The sequence below is a fragment of the Roseateles aquatilis genome, from assembly GCF_002205645.1.
GTDB classification, from domain to species: domain Bacteria; phylum Pseudomonadota; class Gammaproteobacteria; order Burkholderiales; family Burkholderiaceae_C; genus Roseateles; species Roseateles aquatilis.
The window spans coordinates 1156781-1180783 of sequence record NZ_NIOF01000001.1 but is presented as its reverse complement, the minus strand read 5'-3'; the positions used below and the strand labels follow the sequence as shown (position 1 = coordinate 1180783).

General features: G+C 68.9%; 22 protein-coding genes. 11 read left to right on the top strand and 11 right to left on the bottom strand.

Features of this window, described 5'->3' with window-relative positions:
• Positions 1 to 74: 74 nt before the first annotated feature.
• Complete coding sequence (locus CDN99_RS05050) at positions 75 to 362, bottom strand: hypothetical protein (protein WP_088383087.1); 288 nt, start codon at positions 360 to 362, stop codon at positions 75 to 77.
• A gap of 205 nt (positions 363 to 567) precedes the next feature.
• The gene (locus CDN99_RS05045) at positions 568 to 1632 is read right to left on the bottom strand and encodes a flavodoxin family protein (RefSeq protein WP_088383085.1); all 1065 of its coding nucleotides are present in this window, start codon (positions 1630 to 1632) and stop codon (positions 568 to 570) included.
• Between the two features lie 242 nt (positions 1633 to 1874).
• Between CDN99_RS05045 and CDN99_RS05040 the strand changes: the two genes are divergently transcribed.
• From CDN99_RS05040 to CDN99_RS28075, 4 genes are all read left to right on the top strand, one after another.
• Positions 1875 to 2177, top strand: coding sequence for a helix-turn-helix domain-containing protein (locus tag CDN99_RS05040; RefSeq protein ID WP_088383083.1), 303 nt, complete (start codon positions 1875 to 1877; stop codon positions 2175 to 2177).
• Positions 2178 to 2209: 32 nt separating this feature from the next.
• Positions 2210 to 3532 (top strand): type II toxin-antitoxin system HipA family toxin, encoded by a 1323-nt coding sequence (locus CDN99_RS05035; RefSeq protein WP_088383081.1) that lies wholly within the window; start codon positions 2210 to 2212, stop codon positions 3530 to 3532.
• Between the two features lie 312 nt (positions 3533 to 3844).
• On the top strand, positions 3845 to 4543 hold the full coding sequence (locus tag CDN99_RS05030; protein ID WP_238139361.1) for a PEP-CTERM sorting domain-containing protein: 699 nt from the start codon (positions 3845 to 3847) through the stop codon (positions 4541 to 4543).
• A gap of 100 nt (positions 4544 to 4643) precedes the next feature.
• On the top strand, positions 4644 to 7115 hold the full coding sequence (locus CDN99_RS28075) for a CehA/McbA family metallohydrolase (RefSeq protein ID WP_141100638.1): 2472 nt from the start codon (positions 4644 to 4646) through the stop codon (positions 7113 to 7115).
• A gap of 221 nt (positions 7116 to 7336) precedes the next feature.
• Here the strand turns inward: CDN99_RS28075 and CDN99_RS05020 are convergent, their stop codons facing one another.
• From CDN99_RS05020 to CDN99_RS04995, 6 genes are all read right to left on the bottom strand, one after another.
• Positions 7337 to 8851, bottom strand: coding sequence for an efflux transporter outer membrane subunit (locus CDN99_RS05020; protein WP_088383077.1), 1515 nt, complete (start codon positions 8849 to 8851; stop codon positions 7337 to 7339).
• A gap of 28 nt (positions 8852 to 8879) precedes the next feature.
• Positions 8880 to 9878 carry an efflux RND transporter periplasmic adaptor subunit gene (locus tag CDN99_RS05015; protein WP_375134411.1) on the bottom strand — a complete coding sequence of 333 codons (999 nt, stop codon included), beginning with the start codon at positions 9876 to 9878 and terminating at the stop codon, positions 8880 to 8882.
• A gap of 4 nt (positions 9879 to 9882) precedes the next feature.
• Positions 9883 to 10101 (bottom strand): DUF1656 domain-containing protein, encoded by a 219-nt coding sequence (locus CDN99_RS05010; RefSeq protein WP_088383075.1) that lies wholly within the window; start codon positions 10099 to 10101, stop codon positions 9883 to 9885.
• Positions 10098 to 12407 carry an FUSC family protein gene (locus CDN99_RS05005; protein WP_375134416.1) on the bottom strand — a complete coding sequence of 770 codons (2310 nt, stop codon included), beginning with the start codon at positions 12405 to 12407 and terminating at the stop codon, positions 10098 to 10100. The genes CDN99_RS05010 and CDN99_RS05005 overlap by 4 nt, the downstream gene beginning before the upstream one ends.
• A gap of 64 nt (positions 12408 to 12471) precedes the next feature.
• Entirely contained in the window at positions 12472 to 12978 is a 507-nt protein-coding gene (locus tag CDN99_RS05000) for a MarR family winged helix-turn-helix transcriptional regulator (RefSeq protein WP_238139359.1), read from the bottom strand.
• Positions 12979 to 13257: 279 nt separating this feature from the next.
• Positions 13258 to 14625 carry an MFS transporter gene (locus CDN99_RS04995; protein ID WP_088383073.1) on the bottom strand — a complete coding sequence of 456 codons (1368 nt, stop codon included), beginning with the start codon at positions 14623 to 14625 and terminating at the stop codon, positions 13258 to 13260.
• A gap of 207 nt (positions 14626 to 14832) precedes the next feature.
• Here CDN99_RS04995 and cyoA point away from each other — a divergent pair, with 207 nt between their 5' ends.
• From cyoA to CDN99_RS04960, 7 genes are all read left to right on the top strand, one after another.
• Entirely contained in the window at positions 14833 to 15909 is a 1077-nt protein-coding gene (gene cyoA / locus CDN99_RS04990; RefSeq protein WP_088383071.1) for a ubiquinol oxidase subunit II, read from the top strand.
• A 64-nt stretch (positions 15910 to 15973) separates the two neighbouring features.
• Positions 15974 to 17965 (top strand): cytochrome o ubiquinol oxidase subunit I, encoded by a 1992-nt coding sequence (gene cyoB, locus CDN99_RS04985; RefSeq protein ID WP_088383069.1) that lies wholly within the window; start codon positions 15974 to 15976, stop codon positions 17963 to 17965.
• 38 nt (positions 17966 to 18003) lie between these two features.
• Positions 18004 to 18612 (top strand): cytochrome o ubiquinol oxidase subunit III, encoded by a 609-nt coding sequence (gene cyoC, locus CDN99_RS04980; RefSeq protein WP_238139387.1) that lies wholly within the window; start codon positions 18004 to 18006, stop codon positions 18610 to 18612.
• The gene (cyoD, locus tag CDN99_RS04975; RefSeq protein ID WP_088383065.1) at positions 18609 to 19019 is read left to right on the top strand and encodes a cytochrome o ubiquinol oxidase subunit IV; all 411 of its coding nucleotides are present in this window, start codon (positions 18609 to 18611) and stop codon (positions 19017 to 19019) included. The genes cyoC and cyoD overlap by 4 nt, the downstream gene beginning before the upstream one ends.
• Positions 19019 to 19774, top strand: a complete 756-nt coding sequence (locus tag CDN99_RS04970; protein ID WP_088383063.1) for an SURF1 family protein — start codon at positions 19019 to 19021, stop codon at positions 19772 to 19774. The genes cyoD and CDN99_RS04970 overlap by 1 nt, the downstream gene beginning before the upstream one ends.
• Positions 19775 to 19784: 10 nt before the next feature.
• Entirely contained in the window at positions 19785 to 21191 is a 1407-nt protein-coding gene (locus tag CDN99_RS04965; RefSeq protein WP_088383061.1) for an ATP-binding protein, read from the top strand.
• A gap of 7 nt (positions 21192 to 21198) precedes the next feature.
• Complete coding sequence (locus tag CDN99_RS04960; RefSeq protein WP_088383441.1) at positions 21199 to 21750, top strand: response regulator transcription factor; 552 nt, start codon at positions 21199 to 21201, stop codon at positions 21748 to 21750.
• An 84-nt stretch (positions 21751 to 21834) separates the two neighbouring features.
• Here the strand turns inward: CDN99_RS04960 and CDN99_RS04955 are convergent, their stop codons facing one another.
• The 3 genes from CDN99_RS04955 to CDN99_RS04945 all read right to left on the bottom strand — a co-directional run bounded on the left by CDN99_RS04955 (position 21835) and on the right by CDN99_RS04945 (position 24003).
• A complete protein-coding gene (locus CDN99_RS04955) occupies positions 21835 to 22302 on the bottom strand; it encodes an outer membrane lipoprotein (RefSeq protein WP_088383059.1) in 468 nt (155 codons plus the stop codon).
• Positions 22303 to 22489: 187 nt separating this feature from the next.
• Positions 22490 to 23050: an HNH endonuclease gene (locus CDN99_RS04950; protein ID WP_088383439.1), complete on the bottom strand. Its 561-nt coding sequence runs from the start codon at positions 23048 to 23050 to the stop codon at positions 22490 to 22492.
• Between the two features lie 191 nt (positions 23051 to 23241).
• Entirely contained in the window at positions 23242 to 24003 is a 762-nt protein-coding gene (locus tag CDN99_RS04945; protein ID WP_158218758.1) for a response regulator, read from the bottom strand.

Here is a 24003-nt window from a genome sequence, read left to right as displayed (position 1 = left end):
GGCCTTTTTTCATGTCGGCCGGCCCGCGGCGCGGGGCAAGACGCCGGATGCGGCGCGACTTGAATCGGCCTGGATCAGCAGGGTGCCTTCCACTCGCGCAGTTCGGTGGCGAGGATGGGGTGACCGTCCTGCTCCGCGCGGCTGGCGAGCTCGTCGACATTGGCGTCGGTCACGAACTCGTGCCCGACGCCCTTGACCAGTTGGCCGTAGATGCTGTCGAGGTCGTCCGCGTCGACATCCGTGTCGGACGTTGGCACCGGCGGCGCGTCCGGTGGGAACTCGGGCTGGAGTTTCGCGCGCGGCGGCGTGGCGCGGCTTGGGGACTGGGACTGGGACTGGGACTGGGCGTGTCGAGCGGCCATCGGAATCTCCTGTCGGTGAAGGGAAGGGCAAGGGACCGAGCGGGAAGCGAGCAAGCCTCGTTCCCAGCGTCATCGACGCGCGGCAGCGGCCGGGCGCGCGGGCGACCCGCCAGGGCGTCGCCGGGCGGACTGGCGCGCGCCCTGGCGGGGTGAGCGGCGGGGTGAAAGGCGGGGCACATGGCGCGCCCGCGCCCGCGCCGGGCGCTCATTTCGGCCGGACCGGCTTGCGCTCGGGGCGGCTCAGCCGGCCCTCGCGCAGTTGCTGGACCGCGTCGCCGACGGCGTCGGCCACGGCGCGGACCTCGCGCTGGAAGGCCTCGTCGCGATCGAGGGCCTCGTGGCTGTCGAAGTAGGGCTGGTAGTAGCCGACATAGCGGTCCAGGCTGGCCTGGCTGCCGGCGTCGATCAGCCCCATCCAGTCGAGCCAGTCGCCCAGGTTGCGACGCTGTACCTCGACGCCTGCGACGTCGCCGTGCACGACCAGTCCATAGACGCGGCCGTCCAGGTGCTTGGGATAGTCCCAGCCCTTTTCCTCCAGGGCCTTGGCCTCGGCGACGGTCTTGCCGTGGGTGCTGGTCGGATCGGGATTGCCGCCGTCGGCGCAGACCAGGCGGTCGATCATGAGCTTGAGCGCGCTCGGCGACTGGTACCAGTAGGTCGGGGTCAGCAGGATCACGCCGTGGGCGGAAACCCAGCGCTCGTAGATCTCGTTCATCCAGTCGCTGCCCTGGCCGAGCGCGTGATTCGGATAACAGCTGCAGGGCCAGTGGCACAGTGGCATCGCGGTCGAGACGCAGCCCTTGCAGGGGTGGATCTCACGGCCGTATTCGGAGGTCATGAGGCTCAGGTCCAGCACGTCGACGATGACGTCGCGGCGGCCGAGTTGCTCCTTGGCGAGTTGCGTCATCCGCCAGGTCTTGGACATCTCGCCGGGGCAGGTGCCGTCGTTGCGATCGCTGCCGCACACCAGCAGGATGCGGGAACGGGTGGCGGGGTCGGCCCAGCGCTGCTGCGCGAGCTTCAGGCGCTGATGCGCGTCCAGCCATTCGACCGACACCTCGTAGGCCGGATCCTTGAAGCCGTTGCCGGCCGGGCGCGTGATGGGCGCCTTGCGGCCTTCCTTCATCGCTTGCCACGCGATGGTCTCCAGCCGCGCGATGGCCTCGTGCTCGGTCAGGAAGGCCGGGTCGTGGAAGCGCCGCATGAAGCGCTCGTGGAATTGCTCGCGGGTCAACTCCGCCGGCTGTTGGCCCTTGCGGATCTCGGTCATGGCGGCCCCTGGGGTGGCGGTGGGGACGATGTTCGGGCTCGCCGGTGGACCCGAGGGTCGGACGGGGGAGGGTTGTGGGGAAGGGGTTGTCCTACGGCAGTGTTTATGCTTAATTTGGCATAGTTTGTGTTTATGCTTGATCCAGCATATATTCTGATTATGCCAAATACGGCATGAATCAAAATTATGCTGAATAAGGCATAAATTTCCCCTATGCTAAAGGGAGCATATTGAGGTCAGCCATGAATTTCCGGTTGCAAACACCAGATCAGTTGGCCGCTCATCTGCGGGCCCTTCGTCGGCGTCAAGGCCTGAGCCAGTCTGAGGTGGGGCAACGCATGGGCGTCAGCCAAAGCCGCTTCGCACGCATCGAAAACGACCCGTCAAGCGTCAGCTTTGACCAGTTGTTGCATCTGCTCCACGTGCTTGGAACCGAGGTCGTCCTGGAGACGGATGATCGACGCTTCCGCAAGGGGACCGCAGCGCCCCCGAACGACGGCGACCCTTCGAGTGGAAGTGGTTCGGCGCTGGATGAGCCCTGGTAGCAGCGGAGCACTTTGACAGCGAGTAGGCAGCGATGTCGGAACTTCACCTGTGGATGAACGGTCAGGCCGTGGGCGTGTGGACGCAGCAACGATCCGGCCTCTCGTCGCTCGTCTACGAACGCTCGTGGATGGATTCGCCTCAAGGGCGGCCGTTGTCGCTTTCATTGAGGTTCGACTCCGATCCCCGCTCGGAAACGGTGGTCAACTACTTCGAGAACCTGCTGCCGGACAGCGCTCATATCCGCAGGCGTATCCGCCAGCGTTTCCTCACCCCAACGGATCGGGCCTTCGATCTGCTCAAGGCGATCGGCCGCGATTGCGTCGGCGCACTCCAAATCCTGCCGCCCGGCATGGGGCCCGACGGGTGGAATCACATCGAATCGGAGCCGCTGGTTGACAGCGACGTGGCTCGCATCCTGGCGGCTGTCACGTCGCCTTCGGTGCTGGGCCATCAGGACGACGAGGAATTTCGCATTTCCATCGCGGGTGCACAGGAGAAAACCGCGCTGCTCAGGATCGACGGCCGCTGGCATCGCCCGAGGGGCGCCACGCCGACGACACACATCTTGAAGCTGCCGCAGGGGCTGGTGGGCAACATGCGTGCCGACATGACGGCGTCGGTCGAGAATGAATGGCTGTGTGCGCAACTGCTTCATGTCCTGGGATTTCCCGTGGCGAAGACCGAGATCGGGACGTTTGGCGACATGAAGGCGTTGGTGGTGGAGCGCTTCGACCGGCAATGGCAAGGCGACCGCGACCCGTGGATCCTTCGACTTCCCCAGGAGGATTTCTGCCAGGCCATGGGCTTAGCGCCCGAGCGCAAGTACCAGTCGGACGGCGGGCCCACGATGCAGGACTGCCTGCAACGGCTCCTCCTCAGCGAGCGCCAGGGGGATGCGAGCGTATTTGCGAGCGCCCAATTTGTGTTCTGGCTGCTCGCGGCGACCGACGGCCATTCCAAGAACTTTTCGATCCAGCATCTGCGCGGTGGCCGGTATGCCATGACGCCGCTCTATGACGTGTTGTCGGTCTGGCCCATCATCGGCATCGGGTCCAACCAGATCGCCTACAAGCAAGCCAAGCTCGCCATGGGCATCAAGTCCCGCAACATGCATGACCGCCTGAGCGAGATCCACGCACGCCACTGGCTGGGGCTGGCGCGGCAGGCGGGCGGGGACACCTGGGCGCGGATGATCGACATGGCCCGTCGCATTCCAGAGGCCTTCGACGCGGTCGAGCGCCTGCTCCCCGCGGGCTTCCCCGAGACCACCTGGCGCCCCATCGCCAGCGGCACGCGGCGCCATGCCGCGCAGTTCCTGGACGAGGCCAGCGGCCTGACCCCGCAAGCGGCCTGAACCTGGCCGGGCGCTCGCCCGGCGCTGTCCCGGCATCCCCACTTCCCCGGTGCAGCCCGCATCGCGGACCGGCACATCCCCCCCTTCGGCACCGCCCGCATGGGGCCGCCCCGCATCGTCCCCCTCGAACGAGGGGGCAGAAGATCCCGAAGTTCGGGCTTCCCCGCAACCTGCTTGTCACGAAGCAACCCTACGCTTCGCGCGTTCCTAACGAGGGCGAAGTCAAGCCCACAAATTCACGCAACTTCTGACAAAGTTTTGCCGGAAACGTTTGCGCAAACGTTCGTTTTAACTATTGACAGCCGAGCCCCCATGAAATTCAAACCTGCATTGCTGGCCGCCGCGGCCTTCCTCGCCTCCAGCGCGTACGCCGACACCGTGGCGCTCTGGGACTTCAACAAGGGCAGCACCAAGCACACGTCGAGCATGAACGGCGCGTTCTTCGAGACGCTCAACGGCGTGACGACGACCTTCGTCAGCCAGGCCGGCTCGTCCGACCGCAACGGCACCGGCCAGGCGCTGAACACCGCCGGCTACGGCACCCAGGGCACCGGCAACATGACCCGCGGCGTGCAGTTCTCGGTTGACACCACCGCCTACGAAAACATCGTCCTGACCTTCGACCAGCGCAACAGCGCCACCGCGTCGGCCTGGACCGCCCTGCTGTACACCATCGACGGTGACAACTGGCTGCAGGCCACCACCTTCCGCATGCTGCGCGACAGCGTCTTCGTGAACGGCCTGACGTTCGACTTCTCCAACATCGCCGGCGTCGCCAACAACGAGTCGTTCGCGGTGCAACTGGTCAGCATGTTCGCCCCCGGCACCAGTGCCTACGCCGCCACGGGCAGCGGCAGCTACGGCGCCGCCGGCACGATCCGCTACGACATGGTGACCTTCTCCGGCACCGAGATCGTCGCCGCCGCCGTGCCGGAACCCGAGTCCCTGGCGCTGCTGCTGGCAGGCCTGGGCGTGATGGCCCTGGTGCGCCGCAACCGCAAGCAGGCCTGAGCGTCCACGTTCCGCTCCGTCCGGAGCTCCCCGGGGGCGCCCACGGCGTCTCCGCCCCCCGATTCCACCGGCGCGCCCCGCGCGCCAAAGCGAGCCTCTCATGAGCCCCTTCCGCTCCCTCTTCCCGCTCACCGGCGGCGCCGTGCTGCGCGTCACCACGCTGAGCGCCATGGTCGTGGTGCTGTCCGCCTGCGGCGGCGGCCTCTCCGGCGATAACAAGGCCCAGTCGCAACAGACCGCCGCCGACGAGCGCGCCGGCGCGCTGGCCGCCGACCCGTCCGCCAAGTACCCGGACCACCACGAATTCGACGCCGCCCTGGACGTGCCGTTCAACGGCGCCGAGACCACCGGCGCCCGCAACTTCACCGTCCACATGGACTACGTCGGCGCGCCCGCCGGCACGCTGCTGGCCTACCGCGTCGAGCTGCGCAGCCCGAGCGGCGCCCTGCTCAAGCGCTGGACCGGCGTCGAGAAGTACGCCGGCGACGTGAAGAGCGTGCCCCTGAGCTGGGCCGGCCGCGGCGACAGCGGCCTGGCGGACGGCGTCTACACCGCGACCCTGGTCGCCGTGACCGCCTCGGCCTCGACCGTGCTGAAGGGCTCGGGCACGGACGCCCAGTTCGACGAACTCCTGGCCGCGCAGACCGCCGACGACAGCCGCGGCCACGCCGTCGAGCAGAGCTGGAACTTCGCCATCGGCAAGCCCGCCAAGATCACCATGGGCACGCTGCGCCCGCTGGCGATGGGCGCGTCCGGCGAGGCCGACCAGCGCGTGCGCGCGCAGTCCGCCTCGGCCGGCGCGGGTGCCTGGCCCTACACCGTCTACTACGGCAGCTTCCACGGCCAGACCAACGACTCGGACGGCGGCGGCGCCATCGGCAGCTGCAACTCGTCCCAGCCGGCGCAAAGCGGTGCCTACGGCCCCGACGCGGCCTTCCCGTACGCGAAGAACGCGGGCCTGGACATCTTCGCCAACACCGACCACAACCACTACTTCGACGGCTCGTCCGGCACCAACACCAGCGGCAGCGCCACCGCGGCCAAGGCCCGCTACCAGCGCGGCCTGCAGATCGCGTCGGACTTCAGCGCGGCCAACCCCGGCTTCCTGGCCGTCTACGGCATGGAGTGGGGCGTCATCAGCAACGGCGGCCACCTGAACATCTTCAACAGCAACGAGCTGTTCTCGTGGGAATACAACGCGCAGAACGAGCTCTTCGGTGATCGCTACATCGCCAAGAGCGACTACGCGACGCTGTACTCGGTGATGCGCGCACAGGGCCTGATCGGCCAGTTCAACCATCCGGACAGCAGCGGCCAGTTCATCATCAACGGCACCGACATGGCCTACAGCGCCGACGGCGACGAGGTGATGGTGATGTCCGAGGTGATGAACACCTCCGCGTTCTCGTCCAACACGACCGAGACCGAGTCCTCGCGCAGCTCGTACGAAGGCTCCTGGAAGAAGCTGCTGGAGCGCGGCTTCCACGTCGCCCCGGCCACCAACCAGGACAACCACTGCGCCAACTGGGGTGCGTCCTACACCAACCGCACCGGCGTCCTGATCCCCACCGGCACGCCCCTGAGCAAGGCCGCGATGGTCGACGCGCTGAAGGCGCGCCGCGTCTTCGCGACGATGGACAAGAACTCGCAACTGATCTTCAGCGCCAACGGCAAGATCATGGGCGAGCGCTTCGACAACGCCGGCGCGCTGTCCATGAACGTCGGCTTCTACAACACCAACGGCCGCACCGTGGTGGCGACGGAGATCTGGGAAGGCGTGCCGGGCCGCAACGGCACGGTCACGCTGCTGGGCACCAGCCCGACGGCCACGATCACGCCGGCCAACGGCAAGCACTTCTACTACGCCAAGGTCACGCAGGACGACGGCAAGGTGCTGTGGTCCGCGCCGATCTGGGTCAACCAGGGCGTCAGCGGCGGCGACACCGTGCCGCCGACCGTCACCGCGGCCGTCTCCGGCACCAGCGGCAACATCACCTTCTCGGCCAACGCCAGCGACAACGTCGGCGTGACCAAGGTGGAGTTCTGGCTGGACGGCGTGCTGAAGGACATCGTCGCGACCGCGCCGTACACGCTGAGCGTCAACTCGGTCCAACTGGCCAACGGCAGCCACATCATGGTCGCCAAGGCCTATGACGCGGCCGGCAACACCGCGACGTCGCAGCCGGTGACCTTCACCGTCAACAACGTCGTCAACGCCGCCGACGAGGTGGAGCCCAACAACGCGATCTCGACCGCCAACGCCATCGGCGACCGGACCTCGATCACGGGCTTCATCAGCACCGACAGCGACAAGGACTTCTTCAAGGTCGACCTGGCCGCCAACCAGCGCCTGCGCGTCGACATGACCGGTCCGACCGATGCCAACATCGACTACGACCTCTACCTGGTGAAGTCCAACGGCGCCGGCCTGGCCCGCTCGGAAGCCGCCGGCAGCACCGAGTCGCTGACGTACCAGAACGGCGCCACGCCGCAGACCGTGTACATCAAGGTCCAGTCGTACAGCGGCTCCAGCGCGACCGCCAGCTACAAGCTGACGATCAGCTACCCCTGACGACGAGAGGAGCGCCGGGCGCGATCGGGCTTGATCCCGGTCCGCCCGGCGGCCGGTGATCCGTCACCGGCGGGAGAACCACCAGCAGAAGAAGCAACGGCCCCGCGAGGGGTCGTTGTCCTTGGTGCGTCGCATCGCCGGGCGTTGCCTGGCGCAGGGGCCGGCCGCGGCCTGTCACAACGCGCCGTGCCGTGCCGCGCGACCCGACGGCACATGCCAGCTCAGCGTCCCGCGTTCGCCACCGGCGGGGCGACCGGCTCCCAGCCGCCGCCGAGCGCCAGGAACAGCTGCACCTGCTCGTCGATCAATGCGGCCTCCGAGGCGGCCAGCGCGGCGTCGCTCGTCGCCAGCGCGCGTTCGGCGTCCAGCGCGTCCAGGTAGCCGACCTTGCCGCCCTGGTACAGGCGCCGCGCCTGGCCGGCCACGATGGACGCCTCGTCGCGCGAGGACTGCAGCGCCGCGCGGCGATCCAGCTCGCGGGCGTACTGGTTGAGCGCCGTCTCCGTCTCGCGCAGCGCGTTCAGCACGACGCCGTCGAAGCGCGCGGCGGCCTGGCGGGTGCCGGCTTGCGCCTGCGCGATGCGGGCATCGGCGACGCCGTTGTTGGGCAGCGTCCACGAGATCAGCGGGCCCAGGCTCCAGCTCAGCGTGTCGCTGCGCCCGAAGCCCGCCAGCGTGCCCGCGGACCCCGCCGACAGCCCCAGCGAGATCTTCGGATAGCGGTCCGCGATCGCCACGCCGATGCGCGCGGTCGCGGCGTGCAGCTCGCGCTCGGCCTGGCGGATGTCGGGGCGGCGACGCAGCAGCGCCGCGCCATCGCCCACCGGAATCGCGCCGGCCACGCGCGGCGCGACATGGCATTCGGCCAGCTCGCGCGGGAAGTCCTCGGGCAGGTCGCCGGTCAGCGTCGCGAGCCGGTACAGCGCCGATTGGCGCTGCGCCAGCAGCGGCGGCAACGCGGCCTGCAATTGCCCCAGCTGGCTGCGGGCTCGGGCGGCATCGATCTCGCCGACGCGGCCGGCGCGCTGCAGCTGCTCCGTCAGGCCGAGCGCCTGGCGCTGCAGCTCGACCGACTGCCTGGCGGCATCGAGCCGCTGACCCGTCGCGCAGGCCTCGGCATAGGCGCGCGTGGTGCCGGCGGCGACGGTGACCTTCACCAGGTCGAGCGCCGCGGCGGCGGCCTCGGTGCTGGCGTGCGAGGACTCGATCGCGCGGCGGATCTGGCCGAACAGGTCCAGTTGATAGGACAGCCCCACGCCGGCGCTGTACCGGTAGGTGTCCGGCGGCACGTAGTCCTTCTTCAGCATCGACAGGCCGGACGGGTGGCCGTAGCTGGGGCCGCCGTTGACGCTGACGGACGGCTTCTCGCCGCCCGCGACCTCGGACTCGAGGGCCTGGACCCGTTCGAGGTTCGCGGCCGCCTGGCGCAGGTCGGTGTTGTGGATCAGCGCCTTCTCGATCAACGCGTCCAGGCGCGAGTCCTGGAACAGCCGCCACCAGTGCGGCGGCAGCGGCTCGGCGTTGAAGGGCGCGGCGGGCGCGTCGGCGCCGGCATCGCTGGCGGCGCGCTGCTGCTCGGCGAAGGACTGGGCGGCGCGCGGCTTCAGCGCGACGGCGTCCTCGGGCACCTGATAGTTCGGACCCTTGGGCGCGGTCGAGCATCCGGCCAGGAACGCGGCCAGGGCCGCGGCTACGGTGACGAGCGCGAGGGACGGACCGCGTCGATCGGCGCGCATGAGGGCAGGGCGGCGCGATGTCATGGCCTCAACCCCGCTTCGCCGACGGCGTCTGCTGCGCGTGTCGCGGCGCTGATGCGACGGGCGCCTCGGCCTGCGTCTTGGCGGGCGCGGCGGTCGCCGTTGTCTGGGCCGTTGCCGTCGTCGATGCCGGGAGCACCTGCACCGTCACCGTCTGTCCGGCCACCAGCCGCTCGCCGGGCGGCAGCGGATCCAGCTTGACCCGCACCGGCACGCGCTGCGGCAGCCGGACCCAGTTGAAGCTGGGATTCACGCTCGGCAGCAGGTTGGCGCTGGTGCTGCGGTCGCGGTCGGCGATGCCGGCGGAGAAGCTCTCGACGTGGCCGCGCAAGGCGTGGCTCGCGCCCATCGGCTGGATCTCGACCGGATCGCCGACGTGGATGCGGGGCAGCTTGGTTTCCTCGAAATAGCCCTCGACGTAGAGCGACTGCGCGTCCACCAGCGCCAGCACCGGATGGCCGGCGGTGGCGTAGGCGCCCTGGCGCAGGTCGAAGTTGGTGATGGTGCCGGACGACGGCGCGCGGATCTCGGCGCGCGCCAGGTTCAGCCTGGCCGAGTCGACGGCGACCTCCGCCTGCGCGACGGCGGCGCGGGCCTGGTCGGCGCGGCTGCAGGTCTGCTCGCGGGCTTCCTGCGAGACCAGGCTGCCCAGGCCGCTGTTGCGGTCGGCCTCGCGCAGCGCCTGCGCCAGCGCGACCTTCTGGGCCGACAGCTGGGCCTGCGCCTGGCGCAGCGTGAGCTCGTAGCGGGCGCGGTCGACCTCGAACAGCAGCGCTCCGGCGGCGACCTGCTGGTTGTCCTGCACCGGCACCGCGGTGACCAGGCCGGAGACGTCCGGTGCGATCTGCACGACGTTGGCGCGCACGCGGCCGTCACGGGTCCAGGGCTGGAGCTCGTAGCGGTCCCACAGGCGCAGCGCCGCCCACAGGGCGGCGGCGACCGCGAGCAGCGTCACCAGGATCGACGCCGCGCGGCGCCAGGTGAAGGGGGAGGCGGAGGACATCATGTCGTCAGGTCCTGGAGAGAAAAATCATTGGAGACACGGCGCTCAGCGTCCACAGCAGCAGCACATACATGGCCATGTCGAACAGCGCCGGGTGCCAGATCCAGCGGTAGGCGCCGGCCCACGCCAGCAGGCGCCGCACCAGCGCCAGCGCCAGCAGCGCGGCGCCGGCCAGCGGCATCAGCCAGGGCAGGTACAGCCCGAAGAAATCCAGTGCGCCGGTCATGCCCGGGTCTCCGCGTTGAGAGAGAAAGGGGGCGCGCCGCCCTCGGAGGGAGCGGCGCGGACGTGATTGCCGTCGCCAGTGCCAGTGCCGTCGTCGCCGTCGCCATTGCCATTGCCATTGCCATCGCCATCGCCATCGCCATCGCCATCGCTGGCGTCGACGGTGCCGACGTGGCCAGGATGCATGTCGTCATCGGACGAATCGGCCGCGATGAACAATCGCGCCGAGAGCGCATCCGGGAACAGATTGCGACGCAGGCCCAGCAGCGCGCTGGCGGCGGGACGCGCCTCGGGCGGCAGCGGCGCCAGCGGCGGGTAAGCGGCGACGAGCCGGTTCAGCGCGTCGTCCAGCCGCGCCAGCAAGGCGGCCGGCGGCGCGTCCAGGCGGCCGTCGATGCGGCGGCGCAGCCAGGCGGCGAGTTCATCGAGCAGCGGCCGCAGCGGCACCGCCGGCAGCCGTGCGCGCACGCCCTGCAGGGCGACCAGGTCCGCGCCGACGCGCAGGTCGTGCAGCGCGTCGTCGGTCGGCACGCCCGGCACCGCGCCGCCGGACTGCGCCACGCGCGGCGCCAGCAGCGAGATGCGGTCCAGCATGCGCAGCAGGTAGGCCTGACCGCGGCTCGCGGACCGGGGCAGGCGCGCCAGGTCGATCAGCTCGCGCCAGGTCGCGCGCTGGATGCGCCGGGCGCTCCAGTCCGCTCCGACCGAGCGCATCAGGCGCGTCACCCGCGCCGCGACGAAGACGCCGGCGAGTTGCCCCAGCATCGAGTTCAGGAAGCTCGTCAGGTCCGCCTGCGCGGTGTCGTGCATCGCCAGCGTGCCCATCACACCGAACAGGAAGGGCAGCGCCGCGCCCACTGTCGACGGCCGGCCGACATAGGCGCCCAGGATCAGGAACACTGGCGCGCAGACGGCCATCAGCGTCCACATGTCCCGCACCAGGGGCAGCAGCACCAGCACGTAGAGCGCGCCGACCGGCATGGACCAGACCGTCCAGGTCAGGAAGCCGTTGATGGCCGGCACCGGGTCGTCCATCGCCGCGAAGAAGCAGCAGAAGATCGCGGCCATCATCGCGGCCGCCGATCCCATCGGCCAGCCCGTGACGATCCAGAACGCGCAGCACACCAGGATCGCGATCAGCGCGGCCGCGCCGGACCACAGCGCCATGCCCATGTCCCGATGCAGCTTGGGGCCGCTGAGCACGGGCGCCGGCCGGGCGGTCATCGGCGCGCCGCCCAGGCCCTGGTCGATGTCGGCGCGCAGGTGCACGCAGTGCAGCCAGCCGTCGAGCAACTCGTCCAGACGCTCGGCCAGCGCCACACGCAGCAGCCGGGCCCAAGGGTCGTCCGCGAGCTGCCGGCGGCGCGCCTCGCCGGTCAGGGATGCGACCTCGGCGCGCAGTTCCGGCAGCGCCGCCTGCGCCTGGTCCGCCGGCAGGCTCAGCCAGGGCCCGAAGCGGGCCAGCAGCGCGCGCACGTCGTCCGGAATCCCGCCGTGCGCCTCCAGCGCCCGCAGCCGATCCTCGACGCCCGCCAGCAGCGGCGTGAGCGCGGCCACGCGGTCCTGCATCGCGTGCACCGCGTCGGCGGTCCAGCGCAGGTGGCTGGTGTCGAAGGGGATGTGGATGGACAGCAGGCGCAACTGGGTGATGTCGCCAGCGACGCGGCGACGATCGGCGCCGCCGTCGCGGCGCGCGGCGATGTCGGTCAGCCAGGCGCGCGTGTCGGCCAGCGTGCGGTCCAGCAGGCCCAGCACCGACGCGGCCAGGCTGTTGGGCAGCACCAGGCTGTGCACCAGCGTGGCCGAGAGGATGCCCAGGCCGATCTCCTCGACGCGCGCCACGGCGGTGTCGAAGATGCCCAACGGCGTGTCCACGGCCGGGAAGCCGATCAACGCGGCGGTGTAGCCGGCCAGCATGAAGGCATAGGCGCGCGGCGTGCGGTCGCGCAGCGACAGGCACAGGCAACCCGCGACCCACAGCGCGAGCGCCAGGCTCAGCAGTTCCGGCGCGTTGGCGAAGCGCGGCACCATCAGCACCGCCGCGGCACTGCCGATCAGCGTGCCGACGAAACGGAACAGGCCCTTGGAGCGCACCGCCCCGGCCATCGGGTGGGCGACGATGTAGGCTGTCATCAGCGCCCAGAACGGTCGCGGTTGCCCGGCCCAGCTGGCCAGGAAGACGGCCAGCATCGCGGCGGCGAAGGCCTTGACCGAGAAGAGCCATTCGGCGCGGGTGAAGCCGGGGCGCAGGAACGCCGGCAGGGCCGGCAACGCGGGCCATGACCACCGCGCGGTGAGCGCGGGCATCGCGGCGGGCAGGCGGGGGAGGCTGGGGAACTTCATGGCAGGCGTCGTACCGAGGAAGGCGGTCCTATCGGCGCCGCGGCGGCACGATCGGCTTGGGCGCGCCGACGCGCTCGGCCAGCGTGGCGAAGACGCGCAGCGCGGCCTGGATGTCCGTGTCGGGGATGCCCTGGTAGAGCTCGTTGCGCAGATCGCGCAGGGTGTCCTCGATCTGCTCGCAGACGTCCGCGCCCAGGGCCGTCAGGTGCAGCGTCTTGGCGCGGCGATCGTCGGGATCCTCGTTGCGCTCGATGAAGCCGCCGGTGATCAACTGGTCCAGCGATCGCGTCAGCGACGGGCCCTCGATGGCCAGCAGCGCCGCCAGCTCGCCCTGGCGCAGCCCGTCGCCCTGGCGGCCGATCATCACCAGCGGCCAGGCCAGCGCCTGCGAGATGCCCAGGTGCGCCATCGCCAGGTTCGCGCGGGCGCGGTACGCCCGCTCCAGCACCGGCAGCGTCACGCCGATGGTCATCAAGGCGATCTCGCGCGCGCTGCGCGTCAGCCCACGGGCGGGCTTGTCGACGGATTCAGTCATGCCCGCGATTCTAAATAGGTAGCTTGCTATCTAATTTAGTGGGGTTATTGCCACGCTCGCCGACCGCTCCCGTCCACCGTGCGCCAAAACGAAACGGCCGATCTCCCGATCGGCCGTGCAGGTTGATGTCTTGAGCGGTCAACGCCGCTGGCGCGGTATCGGATTGCCGAAGCGAGCGGGACCGGGCTTGCACCGAGGCGCGGAGCCGTACGCCCGTGCGGCGAGCACCGCAGGCGCGAGATCGACCCGCGCAGCCGGCAATCCGGGCCGCGCCGCCCGTCAGTCTTTGTCTTTCATGGAGAGCATGCGGTTGGTGCGCAGCGCCACCAGCGTGCAGGCGCAGCCCGACAGCAGGTACACGGTCACCGCCCACAGGCCGAAGTGGGCCGAGAGCCCCAACGCCACCAGCGGCGCGAAGGCGGCGCCGATCAGCCAGGCCAGGTCCGAGGTCAGCGCCGCGCCGGTGTAGCGGAAGCGCGGCAGGAAGTTGGACGTCACCGCGCCCGACGACTGGCCGTAGGACAGGCCCAGCAGGACGAAGCCGACCAGGATGAAGATGTTCTGGCCCATGCTGCCGCTGTCCAGCAGGATGGGGGTGAACAGGCTGAAGATGCCGATCGTCGTCGCCAGCATGCCCAGCGTGCTGCGCCGGCCGATGCGGTCCGCGATCATCCCGGAGATCGGCATCGCCGCCGCCGCCAGCAGCGCGCCCGCGATCTGCACCGACAGGAACTGGCCCACGCCCTGGTCCCCGTACAGCATCACCCACGACAGCGGGAACACCGTGACGATGTGGAAGAGGGCGTAGCTGGCCAGCGCCGCGAACGCGCCGATGAACACGTTGTGACCTTGGAGCGCGAAGAGCTCGCGGGTGTCGCTGGGGTCGAGCTCATGCTCCTCCAGGTTCTTCTCGTACTCGTGGGTCACGACCAGGCGCAGCCGCGCGAACAGCGCCACCACGTTGATCGCGAACGCCGCGAAGAACGGATAACGCCAGCCCCAGCTCAGGAAGTCGACGGTGGCCAGGCTGGCCCACAGGTAGGCGAACAGCGCGCTGGCGATCAGGAAGCCGATCGGCGCGCCGAGCTGCCCCAGCATCGCGTACCAGCCGCGCCTGCCCTCGGGCGCGTTCAGCGCCAGCAGCGACGGCAGGCCGTCCCAGGACCCGCCCAGTGCCAGGCCTTGCCCGATCCGGCACAGCGCCAGCAGGGCGATGGCCGCACCGCCCCAGGTGTTGTAACCGGGCAGCACCGCGATCGTGCAGGTCGACACGCCCAGCAGGAACAGCGCCACCGTCAGCTTCACGCTGCGGCCGAAGCGCCGCTGGATCTCCATGCCCGCCAGGGTACCGATCGGTCGGACGACAAAGGCCAATGCCAGCAGCGCGAAGGCCCACAAGGTACCCTCCAGCCGGTCCAGGTGCGGGAAGAAGATCGACGGGAAGACCAGCACCGAGGCGATGCCGTAGACGAAGAAGTCGAAGTACTCGGAGGCGCGCCCGATCACCACGCCCACCGCGATGTCGCCCGGGGCGATCGCGTCCTGCTCTTCCTGCGTGGCCACGCCGCTGCCGCGCGGCAACGGCTGACCGACGGTGGAGAGGGGCTGCCCGACTGTCCCGGATGTCGAAAGGGTGCTGCTGTTCATACGTCTCCTACCTGGGACAAAATGTCCAATAGTGGTTTTGAGTCTATCGGGCAAAATCTGCGCCCGGCGTGCAACGGTCGACAAGTGTCGTTTTCCCCTTTATCGCTTTCCCTCCGGAGGAAACCCCCAAGGGGGTCGCGACACAGGAGCCGGAAGGCTTGAAGGGGGTCCCGCGTGAACTACGCCTTGCTGGTTTGCTGAAGTCCCATGTACCTCAAAGCATCTCTAAAAACAAGCCTGGCCCGGACCTTTACCCGTCTCGGTCTCGTGTCGCTGGCGTTGCCACTGACCGCCTGCAACCTGGTCGTGATGAAGCCCTCGGGCGACATCGCCAACCAGCAGGCGCAACTCATCGTCGCCTCCACGCTGCTGATGCTGTTGATCATCGTCCCGGTGATCATCCTGACGCTCGTGTTCGCGTTCCGCTATCGCGCGGCCAACACCCAGGCGACCTACTCGCCGGAGTGGGACCACTCGACCCGGCTGGAACTGGTGATCTGGGGCGCGCCGCTGCTGATCATCATCGCGCTGGGCGCGATGACCTGGATCAGCACCCACAAGCTGGACCCGTACCGGCCGCTGGAGCGCCTGGACGCGCAGCGCCCCATCCCCGTCGGCGTCCAGCCGATGACGGTCGAGGTGGTGGCGCTGGACTGGAAGTGGCTGTTCATCTATCCGGAGCAAGGCATCGCGACGGTCAACGAACTGGCCGCGCCGGTGGATCGCCCGATCCACTTCAAGATCAGCTCGTCGACGGTGATGAACGCGTTCTACGTGCCCGCGATGGCCGGCATGATCTACGCGATGCCCGGCATGCAGAGCCAGCTCAACGCGGTGATCAACAAGCCCGGCGTGTATGACGGCTTCTCCGCCAACTTCAGCGGCGACGGCTTCTCGCACATGCGCTTCAAGTTCCACGGCCTGAGCGACGACGAGTTCGCCGCCTGGGTCGAGCGCAACAAGGCCGACGGCGTGGCGCTCACCAAGGAGCTCTACCTGGACCTGGAGAAGCCCTCCGAGCGCGCGCCGGTGCGCCGCTTCGCGAGCGTGGCCCCGGGTCTGTTCGACGCGGTCGTGAACCGCTGCGTCGACGGCAGCAAGATGTGCATGGGCCAGATGATGGCCATCGACGCGGCTGGCGGCGGCGGCAAGGGTGCCATCGACGGCCTGGCCAGCAAGCCCTGGAGCAACGAGCAGAAGCGGATCTTCGTGGCCGCGCTTTGCACGCCTGACAACGCCGGGCAGTACGCCTCGCAGTGGCAGGCCTCGGCCACCCGTAACTGACTGGCATCCCCGGCGCACGCTGTGACCAGCCGCGCCGCGATCGCAAGCACCACCGAGATCCAAGATGATTGACGCTCAAAAGCTCATCTTCGGGCGCCTCACCCTCGAGGCGATTCCTTATCACGAGCCGATCCTGATCGGCACCTTCGCGGCCGTCGCCCTGGGCGGCCTCTTCGTCCTCGCGCTGATGACGAAGTTCAAGCTGTGGGGCCCCTTCTGGCGCGACTGGGTGACCAGCATCGACCACAAGAAGATCGGCATCATGTACATCGTGCTGGGCCTGGTCATGCTGCTGCGCGGCTTCGCCGACGCGGTCATGATGCGCGCCCAGCAGGCCATCGCCTTCGGCGACCAGATGGGCTTCCTGCCCCCGCATCACTACGACCAGGTCTTCACCGCCCACGGCGTGATCATGATCTTCTTCGTGGCGATGCCGCTGATCACGGGCTTCATGAACTACGTCGTGCCGCTGCAGATCGGCGCGCGCGACGTGGCCTTCCCGTTCCTGAACAACTTCAGCTTCTGGATGACCACCGGCGGCGCCGTGCTGTGCATGCTCTCGCTGTTCGTGGGCGAGTTCGCGCGCACCGGCTGGCTGGCGTATCCGCCGCTGTCGGGGTTGCTGGCGAGTCCGGGGGTGGGGGTCGACTACTACATCTGGTCGCTGCAGGTCGCGGGGGTGGGCACCACGCTCTCGGGCATCAACCTGATCGCGACCATCATCAAGATGCGCGCGCCGGGCATGACCATGATGAAGATGCCGGTCTTCACGTGGACCTCGCTGTGCTCGAACATCCTGATCGTGGCCTCGTTCCCGATCCTGACGGCGGCCCTGGCGCTGCTGTCGATGGACCGCTACGTCGGCACCAACTTCTTCACGACGGACCTGGGCGGCAACGCCATGATGTACGTCAACCTGATCTGGATCTGGGGTCACCCGGAGGTCTACATCCTGGTGCTGCCGGCCTTCGGCATCTTCTCGGAAGTGGTGTCCACGTTCAGCCAGAAGAAGCTGTTCGGCTACGCGTCGATGGTCTACGCGACGGTCGTGATCACGATCCTGTCCTACCTCGTCTGGCTGCACCACTTCTTCACGATGGGCTCGGGCGCCAGCGTCAACTCGTTCTTCGGCATCACGACGATGATCATCTCGATCCCGACCGGGGCGAAGATCTTCAACTGGCTGTTCACGATGTACCGCGGCCGCATCAAGTTCGAGGTCCCGATGTACTGGACCATCGGCTTCATGATCACCTTCGTGATCGGCGGCATGACGGGCGTGCTGCTGGCGGTGCCGCCGGCCGACTTCGTGCTGCACAACTCGCTGTTCCTGATCGCCCACTTCCACAACGTGATCATCGGCGGCGTGCTGTTCGGCCTGCTGGCGGGCATCACCTTCTGGTTCCCCAAGGCCTTCGGCTACAAGCTGGATCCGTTCTGGGGCAAGTGCTCGTTCTGGTTCTGGCAGATCGGCTTCTTCGTGGCCTTCATGCCGCTGTACGTGCTGGGCCTGATGGGCGTGACGCGCCGCATGAGCCACTTCGACGACATGTCGCTGCAGATCTGGTTCCAGATCGCCGCCTTCGGCGCGCTGCTGATCGCCGCCGGCATCGGCTGCTTCCTGATCCAGCTGGTGGTGAGCTACCTCAAGCGCGACCAGCTGCGCGACGTGACCGGCGACCCGTGGGGCGGCCGCACGCTGGAGTGGTCGACCTCGTCGCCCCCGCCGCAGTACAACTTCGCGTTCACGCCGGTGGTGCACGACCATGACGCCTGGCACGACATGAAGACCCGCGGCCATCAGCGCCCGGTGGCCAACTTCAAGGCGATCCACATGCCGAAGAACACCGGCGCCGGCGTGATCCTGGCGGGCCTGTCGACGCTGTTCGGTTTCGCGCTGATCTGGCACATGTGGTTGGTGGCCGGCGTGGCCTTCGCGGTGACGGTGATCGTCGCGATCGTCCACACCTTCAACTACAAGCGCGACTACTACATCCCCGCGGATGAAGTGAGCCGCACGGAGGACGTCCGCACCCAGGTGCTGGCGAAGGCCTGAATCCGCAGCGAGCGATATCCAACATGCAAGCAACGACCATGACGAACAACACCGGCACGCCGGTGTTCTACGACAACGGCGACCACCATCCGCAGCACGGCACGCTCCTCGGGTTCTGGATCTACCTGATGAGCGACTGCCTGATCTTCGCGACGCTGTTCGCGACGTACGCGGTCCTGGGGCGCAGCTACGCGGCCGGTCCGTCGGGCGCCGATCTCTTCGACCTGCAGCTGGTGGCGATCAACACCGGCTTCCTGCTGCTGTCCTCCATCACCTACGGCTTCGCGATGATCGCGATGCTCAAGGGCCGCAAGGCCGGCGTGCTGGGCTGGCTGGCGGTGACCGGCATCCTGGGCCTGTGCTTCCTGGGCGTTGAAATCTACGAGTTCGCGCACCTGATCCACGAGGGCGCCGGTCCGCAGCGCAGCGCGTTCCTGTCCTCGTTCTTCACGCTGGTGGGTACGCACGGGCTGCACGTCACCTTCGGCTGCATCTGGCTGGTGACGCTGATGGTGCAGGTGGCCAAGCTGGGCCTGACCAAGGAAAACAAGCGCCGCCTGATCTGCCTGTCGATGTTCTGGCACTTCCTGGACGTGATCTGGATCGGTGTCTTCACCTTCGTTTATCTGATGGGAGTGCTGCCGTGAGCGACCACAACCACAAGCACGATTCGCATGGCCACGGCCATGACGACCACGGCCATGGCCACGACGACCACGAGGACGTGGGCTACCACGCCACCGTCAAGGGTTACGTGATCGGCTTCATCCTGGCGGTCGTCCTGACCGTGATCCCGTTCTGGCTGGTGATGGCCAAGGTGATCCCGTCGTCCAGCACCACCGGCCTGGTGCTGCTGGGCTTCGCGGCGGTGCAGATGGTGGTGCACATGGTGTACTTCCTGCACATGAACTCGAAGGTCGAGGGCGGCTGGTCGATGCTGTCGATGATCTTCACGATCGCGGTCGTGGTCATCATGCTGGCGGGCTCGATCTGGGTCATGTTCCACCTGAACGCCAACATGATGCCGGTCCACGACATGCGCAACATGCCCTGATGGCCGACGCCATGCAGGACCTGCGGCCGCGCCGCGGTGGTGCCTTCTGGGCGCTGCTGCTGGGCGCGGCCCTTTCGTTTGCGGGCTTCGTCGCGCTGGGTGTCTGGCAACTGGAGCGGCTGGCGTGGAAGCGCGACCTGATCGCGCGCGTCGACCAGCGCCTGGCCGCCGCGCCGGTGCGGGCGCCCGACGCCTCGCGCTGGGCCGCGGTCAACAAGGCCGACGACGAGTACCGGCGGGTCGAGCTGATCGGTCGCTTCGACCATTCGCGCGAGACGCTGGTCGGCGCGAGCACCGAGCTCGGCACCGGCTACTGGGTGCTGACGCCGCTGCGCACGACGCAGGGCGACTGGGTGCTGGTGAACCGTGGCTTCGTGCCGCCGGAGTTCCAGACCCGCGTGTCCCGGACGGCGTCGGAGGCGCAGGGCGACGTGGACGTCGTCGGCCTGCTGCGCCTGACCGAGCCGGGCGGCCGCGTGCTGCGCGAGAACGTGCCGGCGGAGAACCGCTGGTACTCGCGCGACGTGGCCGCGATCGCGAAGGCGCGGGCCATCGTCGAGGGCCCGGTCGCGCCGTATTTCGTCGATGCCTCGGCGGCCGACGACAAGACCGCGTGGCCGCGCGGCGGGCTGACGGTGGTGCGCTTCAACGACCATCACCTGCAGTACGCGCTGACCTGGTTCGCGATGGCGGCGATGACGGCCGGCATCGCGGTGTACCTGTGGCGCGTCGAGCGGCGTCGCGGCCGGGACTGAGGTCGCGACGATGCCGCTCAGCGCCGCCGATCCGGACGACGACCACCCCGACGACAGCCGTTACCTGGACGACGCCGGCGGCACCGCGCTGACGGCGCCGGGCCCGGGTCAGGCGCTGGAGGCCGGGCGCAACAACCTGCTGCAGCTGGTGCAGATGCGCTGGCTGGCGGCGGTCGGGCAGCTCGCGACGGTGCTGTCGGTGCATTACGCGCTGCACATCGCGGTGCCGCTGCCGGAGATGCTGTCGCTGCTGGCGGTGCTGGCGCTGTTCAACGTCGCCTGCTGGCTGCGCACCCGCTGGACGCCGAGCGTGCGCAACGCCGAGCTCTTCGCCGGCCTGCTGGTGGACGTGGCGGTGCTCAGCGGCCAGCTGTACTACAGCGGCGGCGTCACCAATCCCTTCATCTTCCTGTTCCTGCTGCAGATCGCGGTGGGGGCGGTGCTGCTGCCGTCGCGCTACATCTGGTTCATGGTGGCGCTGACGGGCGGCTGCTTCACCGCGCTGACGCAGTGGCACCTGCCGCTGCAACTGCCGGACCTGGCTGGGCTGTCGCTGCCGCCGCATTACATCGGCGGCCTGCTGATCTGCTTCGCGATCAACGCCGGGCTGCTGGTGATCTTCATCCAGCGCATCGGCCGCAACCTGCGCCAGCGCGACGCACGCCTGGCCGACCTGCGCCAGCGCGCGGCGGAGGAGGAGCACATCGTCCGCATGGGCCTGCTCGCCTCCGGCGCGGCGCATGAGCTGGGCACGCCGCTGGCGACGCTGTCGGTGATCCTGGGCGACTGGTCGCGCATGGCGCCCTTCGCCGGCGACCCGGAGCTGCGCGAGGAGATCGAGGAGATGCAGGTCCAGCTGCGCCGCTGCAAGGCGATCGTCAGCGGCATCCTGATGTCGGCCGGCGAGCTGCGCGGCGAGTCGCCGGTGGTGACCACGCTGCAGGCCTTCCTGGACGATCTCGTCGAGCACTGGCGCGGCACGCGGGCGCATCACGGCCTGGACTACCGCGTCGATCCGGAGCTGCCGCGCGTGCGCATCGTCTCGGATGTCGGCCTGAAGCAGATGATCGACAACATCCTCGACAACGCGCTGGAGGCCGCGCCGGGTCAGCCGGTGTCGCTGCGTGCGTTCGCCGACGACGGCGAGCTGGTGCTGTGCGTGGAAGACCGCGGCGACGGCTTCCTGCCGGAGATGCTGGAGCGCTTCGGCAAACCCTATCAATCGAGCAAGGGGCGCGCGGGCGGCGGGCTGGGGCTGTTCCTGGCCCTGAACGTGGTGCGCTCGCTGGGCGGGCGCCTGCACGCCCGCAATCGCCTGGCGGAGGAGGGCGGCGGCGCGGCGGTGGAGATCCGCATGCCGCTGTCCGCGCTGGCCCCGCAAGGACTCCCTGACAATGCTGCCCATGATGCCGGATGACCTTGCCGTGGATACCGACCGCCTGCTGTTGATCGTCGAGGACGACGATGCGTTCGCGCGCACGCTGACGCGTTCCTTCGAGCGCCGCGGCTACGAGGTGCTGCGCGCGACCAGCCTGGAGCAGGTGCAGAAGCTGCTCGACGAGCGCGGGCCGGAGGAGTCGCCGGAGTACGCCGTGGTCGACCTGAAGCTGGCTGGCGGCGGCTCGGGGCTGTCCTGCGTGCAGACGCTGCACGAGCGCGACGCGGAGATGGTGATCGTCGTGCTGACCGGTTATGCCAGCATCGCCACGGCGGTGGAGGCGATCAAGCTGGGCGCCCGCCACTACCTGGCCAAACCCGCCAACACCGACGACATCGAGGCCGCGTTCTCACGCGCGCAGGGCGACGCGGAAGTCGAGGTCACGGACCGCGCGACGACCTCGATCAAGACGCTGGAGTGGGAGCACATCCACGAGACGCTGGCGGCGACGGGCTTCAACATCTCCGAGACCGCGCGGCGGCTGGGCATGCACCGGCGCACACTGGCGCGCAAGCTGGAGAAGCAGCGGGTGAAGTGAGCGTCGTGCGCTCGCGCGACGAGACAGGATCGCGAAAAGAGAAAGAGGCCCGAGGGCCTCTTCGTCGTCCGCGAGTCCGTGGACTCAGTTCGTCCGCGTCGCCTGCGGCGCGCGCACCACGCGGGCCTTGCCGCCGGTGGTAACGATGATCACCGGCTCGCCGGAGATCCAGTTCTCGTTGCCCTGCGCCTGGACGATCGCGCGGCGTTCGCCGTTGCGCAGTTGCAGCAGGATTTCGACGGCTTGCTCCTTGGTCACGCCGCGCTCGACCGCGTTGCCCAGCGCCGCGCCGGCCACCGCGCCCAGCACGCCGACCACCAGGCCTTCGCGATGCCCGCCGACGCTGCCGCCGGCCACGCCGCCGACCACCGCGCCGGTCAGCGCGCCCGCGCCGCTCTGGCTGCCATCCACCGTCACCGGACGGACCGACAACACGGTCGCGTCCTGCACCTGCGACATGCGCTGCGCGTCACCGCGCTGGATCACGTCGGGACTCGTCGTCGAGCAGGCGGCCAGGGCCGCCACCATCGTGACAATCAGCAGCTTCTTCATTTCAGTCTCCACATCGATAGGCAGCCCAACGAGTTCGCAATGCGTGCCGTTGACTGCGCAACAACTCTTTACCGACCGCGTCGCCCGCCGACAGACGGCGCGAAAGGCCCATGGCGGCAATGTACAGGAGTCGTCGACGTCGTCCCGCGGCCACCGGCAGCGTCACTGCCGGCGGCGCGGATTCCGCCTACGACTCGTACAGGCGCGACGACTTGGGCACGCTGGCCAGGAGGAACTCCATCTGATCCGCCAGGATGCGCCGGCCGCGCAGGATCATGTCCTCGTGCAGGCTGGGCACGTAGGGCAGGTAAAGCAGCGCCATGTTGGCCTCTTCCGGCGTGCGGTTGCCCTTGCGGCCGTTGCAGGCGCGGCAGGCGGTGATGCAGTTCATCCACGAGTCCACCCCGCGGCGCGACACCGGCTGGATGTGCTCCCGCGTCAGCAACTCCATGTGGACGCGATGCCCGCAGTAGGCGCAGACATAGCGGTCACGCGCGAACAGCTTGAAGTTGGATAGCGCCGGTGCCTGCCGCCACGCGCGTGTCGGAATGGCGCCGCGCACCGCGATGATGGGATGCAGCGAGATCAGCGATTGCAGCCCCGTCAACCGTTGATAGCCCCCGCGCAGCACATGGCACGGCTCGCCCAACGTCCATGCGACAGCGTCGCTGGCGTACAGCACCGCTGCTTCCTTCGTCGAGATCCAGGCCTGCGGTCGGCCCGAGATGTCCAATTGCAGAACGTCCACGGTCATTGACCTCCAGCGACAAAGGGTAATCCAGTCGTCAGGGGCAACTCAAGTGCCAGATCTGCGCGGGTGGTGCCGCAGACACGCTTTTTTGCCTGTTCGGCGCAGATCGGCGCCCGTTCGGCGAGGTTTTTGAACGAACAGCCTGTCGTTGCAGGCTCGATCGGATCAGTCGACGCGACACGCGAATGTCACGCGGACGCGAGCCCCAACGCACGCAGTTCGGCCAGCGCGATCAGGCCGCCCGCGGACAACGCATCGTCGGGCAGCAACGCGCGACCTCGGCGGGAGCCGGGGGCCAGCGCGTCCAGGCGCTCGCGCAGCGGCAGGGCCTCGTCGGGATCGACCAGCACCACGCACAGGCAGCCGTTCTCGGGCGAGCCGGTCCAGCCGATCAGGTCGCCCGGTTCGAGCACCACCGCCAACTGCGCCGCCAGCGCGGCCAACTCCGCGGGCGGGCCGACGACGGCATGGACGATCACCTCCGAGCCGTCCCGCAGCGCCAACCTCACCGTCTGGGCCAGCCGCTCCCGCAGCGCGAGCGGATCGAGCGGCGCGGGCGCGGGCAACTCGGCGCCGGTGAGCTGGCGCAGCATGTCGTCCAGCTCCTCGGCCTTGTCGAAGAAGCCGTTCGCGCCGGCCGCGAGGACCGCCGGCCGGTAGGCCTCGGTCTGGTGCGAGAGCACGTGCACCTGACCCGCATACCCCTGCCGGCGCAGCGTCCTGAGCACCGCGAGACCGGAGCCGCCCTGCGCCAGCGACAGATCCAGCAGCACCGCGTCGGGCCGCAGGTGCGCGACCAGCGCGATCGCGGTGGCCTCGTCGCCGGCCTCGCCGACGACGGCCAGCCCGGGGACCGCGTCCAGCCGGTGCAGCAGTTGGCGACGAATGGTCAGCGAGTCCTCGACCAGGACCACGGTCAACAGGGGGGCGTTCGCAAGGATCGGTGGCAT

Excerpts from the sequence above, each read along its gene's own strand:
- CDN99_RS05050 (WP_088383087.1), bottom strand. The coding sequence starts at position 362 with ATGGCCGCTCGACACGCCCAGTCCCAGTCCCAGTCCCAGTCCCCAAGC.
- CDN99_RS05045 (WP_088383085.1), bottom strand. The coding sequence starts at position 1,632 with ATGACCGAGATCCGCAAGGGCCAACAGCCGGCGGAGTTGACCCGCGAG.
- CDN99_RS05040 (WP_088383083.1), top strand. The coding sequence starts at position 1,875 with ATGAATTTCCGGTTGCAAACACCAGATCAGTTGGCCGCTCATCTGCGG.
- CDN99_RS05035 (WP_088383081.1), top strand. The coding sequence starts at position 2,210 with ATGTCGGAACTTCACCTGTGGATGAACGGTCAGGCCGTGGGCGTGTGG.
- CDN99_RS05030 (WP_238139361.1), top strand. The coding sequence starts at position 3,845 with ATGAAATTCAAACCTGCATTGCTGGCCGCCGCGGCCTTCCTCGCCTCC.
- CDN99_RS28075 (WP_141100638.1), top strand. The coding sequence starts at position 4,644 with ATGAGCCCCTTCCGCTCCCTCTTCCCGCTCACCGGCGGCGCCGTGCTG.
- CDN99_RS05020 (WP_088383077.1), bottom strand. The coding sequence starts at position 8,851 with ATGCGCGCCGATCGACGCGGTCCGTCCCTCGCGCTCGTCACCGTAGCC.
- CDN99_RS05015 (WP_375134411.1), bottom strand. The coding sequence starts at position 9,878 with ATGATGTCCTCCGCCTCCCCCTTCACCTGGCGCCGCGCGGCGTCGATC.
- CDN99_RS05010 (WP_088383075.1), bottom strand. The coding sequence starts at position 10,101 with ATGACCGGCGCACTGGATTTCTTCGGGCTGTACCTGCCCTGGCTGATG.
- CDN99_RS05005 (WP_375134416.1), bottom strand. The coding sequence starts at position 12,407 with ATGCCCGCGCTCACCGCGCGGTGGTCATGGCCCGCGTTGCCGGCCCTG.
- CDN99_RS05000 (WP_238139359.1), bottom strand. The coding sequence starts at position 12,978 with ATGACTGAATCCGTCGACAAGCCCGCCCGTGGGCTGACGCGCAGCGCG.
- CDN99_RS04995 (WP_088383073.1), bottom strand. The coding sequence starts at position 14,625 with ATGAACAGCAGCACCCTTTCGACATCCGGGACAGTCGGGCAGCCCCTC.
- cyoA (WP_088383071.1), top strand. The coding sequence starts at position 14,833 with ATGTACCTCAAAGCATCTCTAAAAACAAGCCTGGCCCGGACCTTTACC.
- cyoB (WP_088383069.1), top strand. The coding sequence starts at position 15,974 with ATGATTGACGCTCAAAAGCTCATCTTCGGGCGCCTCACCCTCGAGGCG.
- cyoC (WP_238139387.1), top strand. The coding sequence starts at position 18,004 with ATGACGAACAACACCGGCACGCCGGTGTTCTACGACAACGGCGACCAC.
- CDN99_RS04970 (WP_088383063.1), top strand. The coding sequence starts at position 19,019 with ATGGCCGACGCCATGCAGGACCTGCGGCCGCGCCGCGGTGGTGCCTTC.
- CDN99_RS04965 (WP_088383061.1), top strand. The coding sequence starts at position 19,785 with ATGCCGCTCAGCGCCGCCGATCCGGACGACGACCACCCCGACGACAGC.
- CDN99_RS04955 (WP_088383059.1), bottom strand. The coding sequence starts at position 22,302 with ATGAAGAAGCTGCTGATTGTCACGATGGTGGCGGCCCTGGCCGCCTGC.
- CDN99_RS04945 (WP_158218758.1), bottom strand. The coding sequence starts at position 24,003 with ATGCCACCGATCCTTGCGAACGCCCCCCTGTTGACCGTGGTCCTGGTC.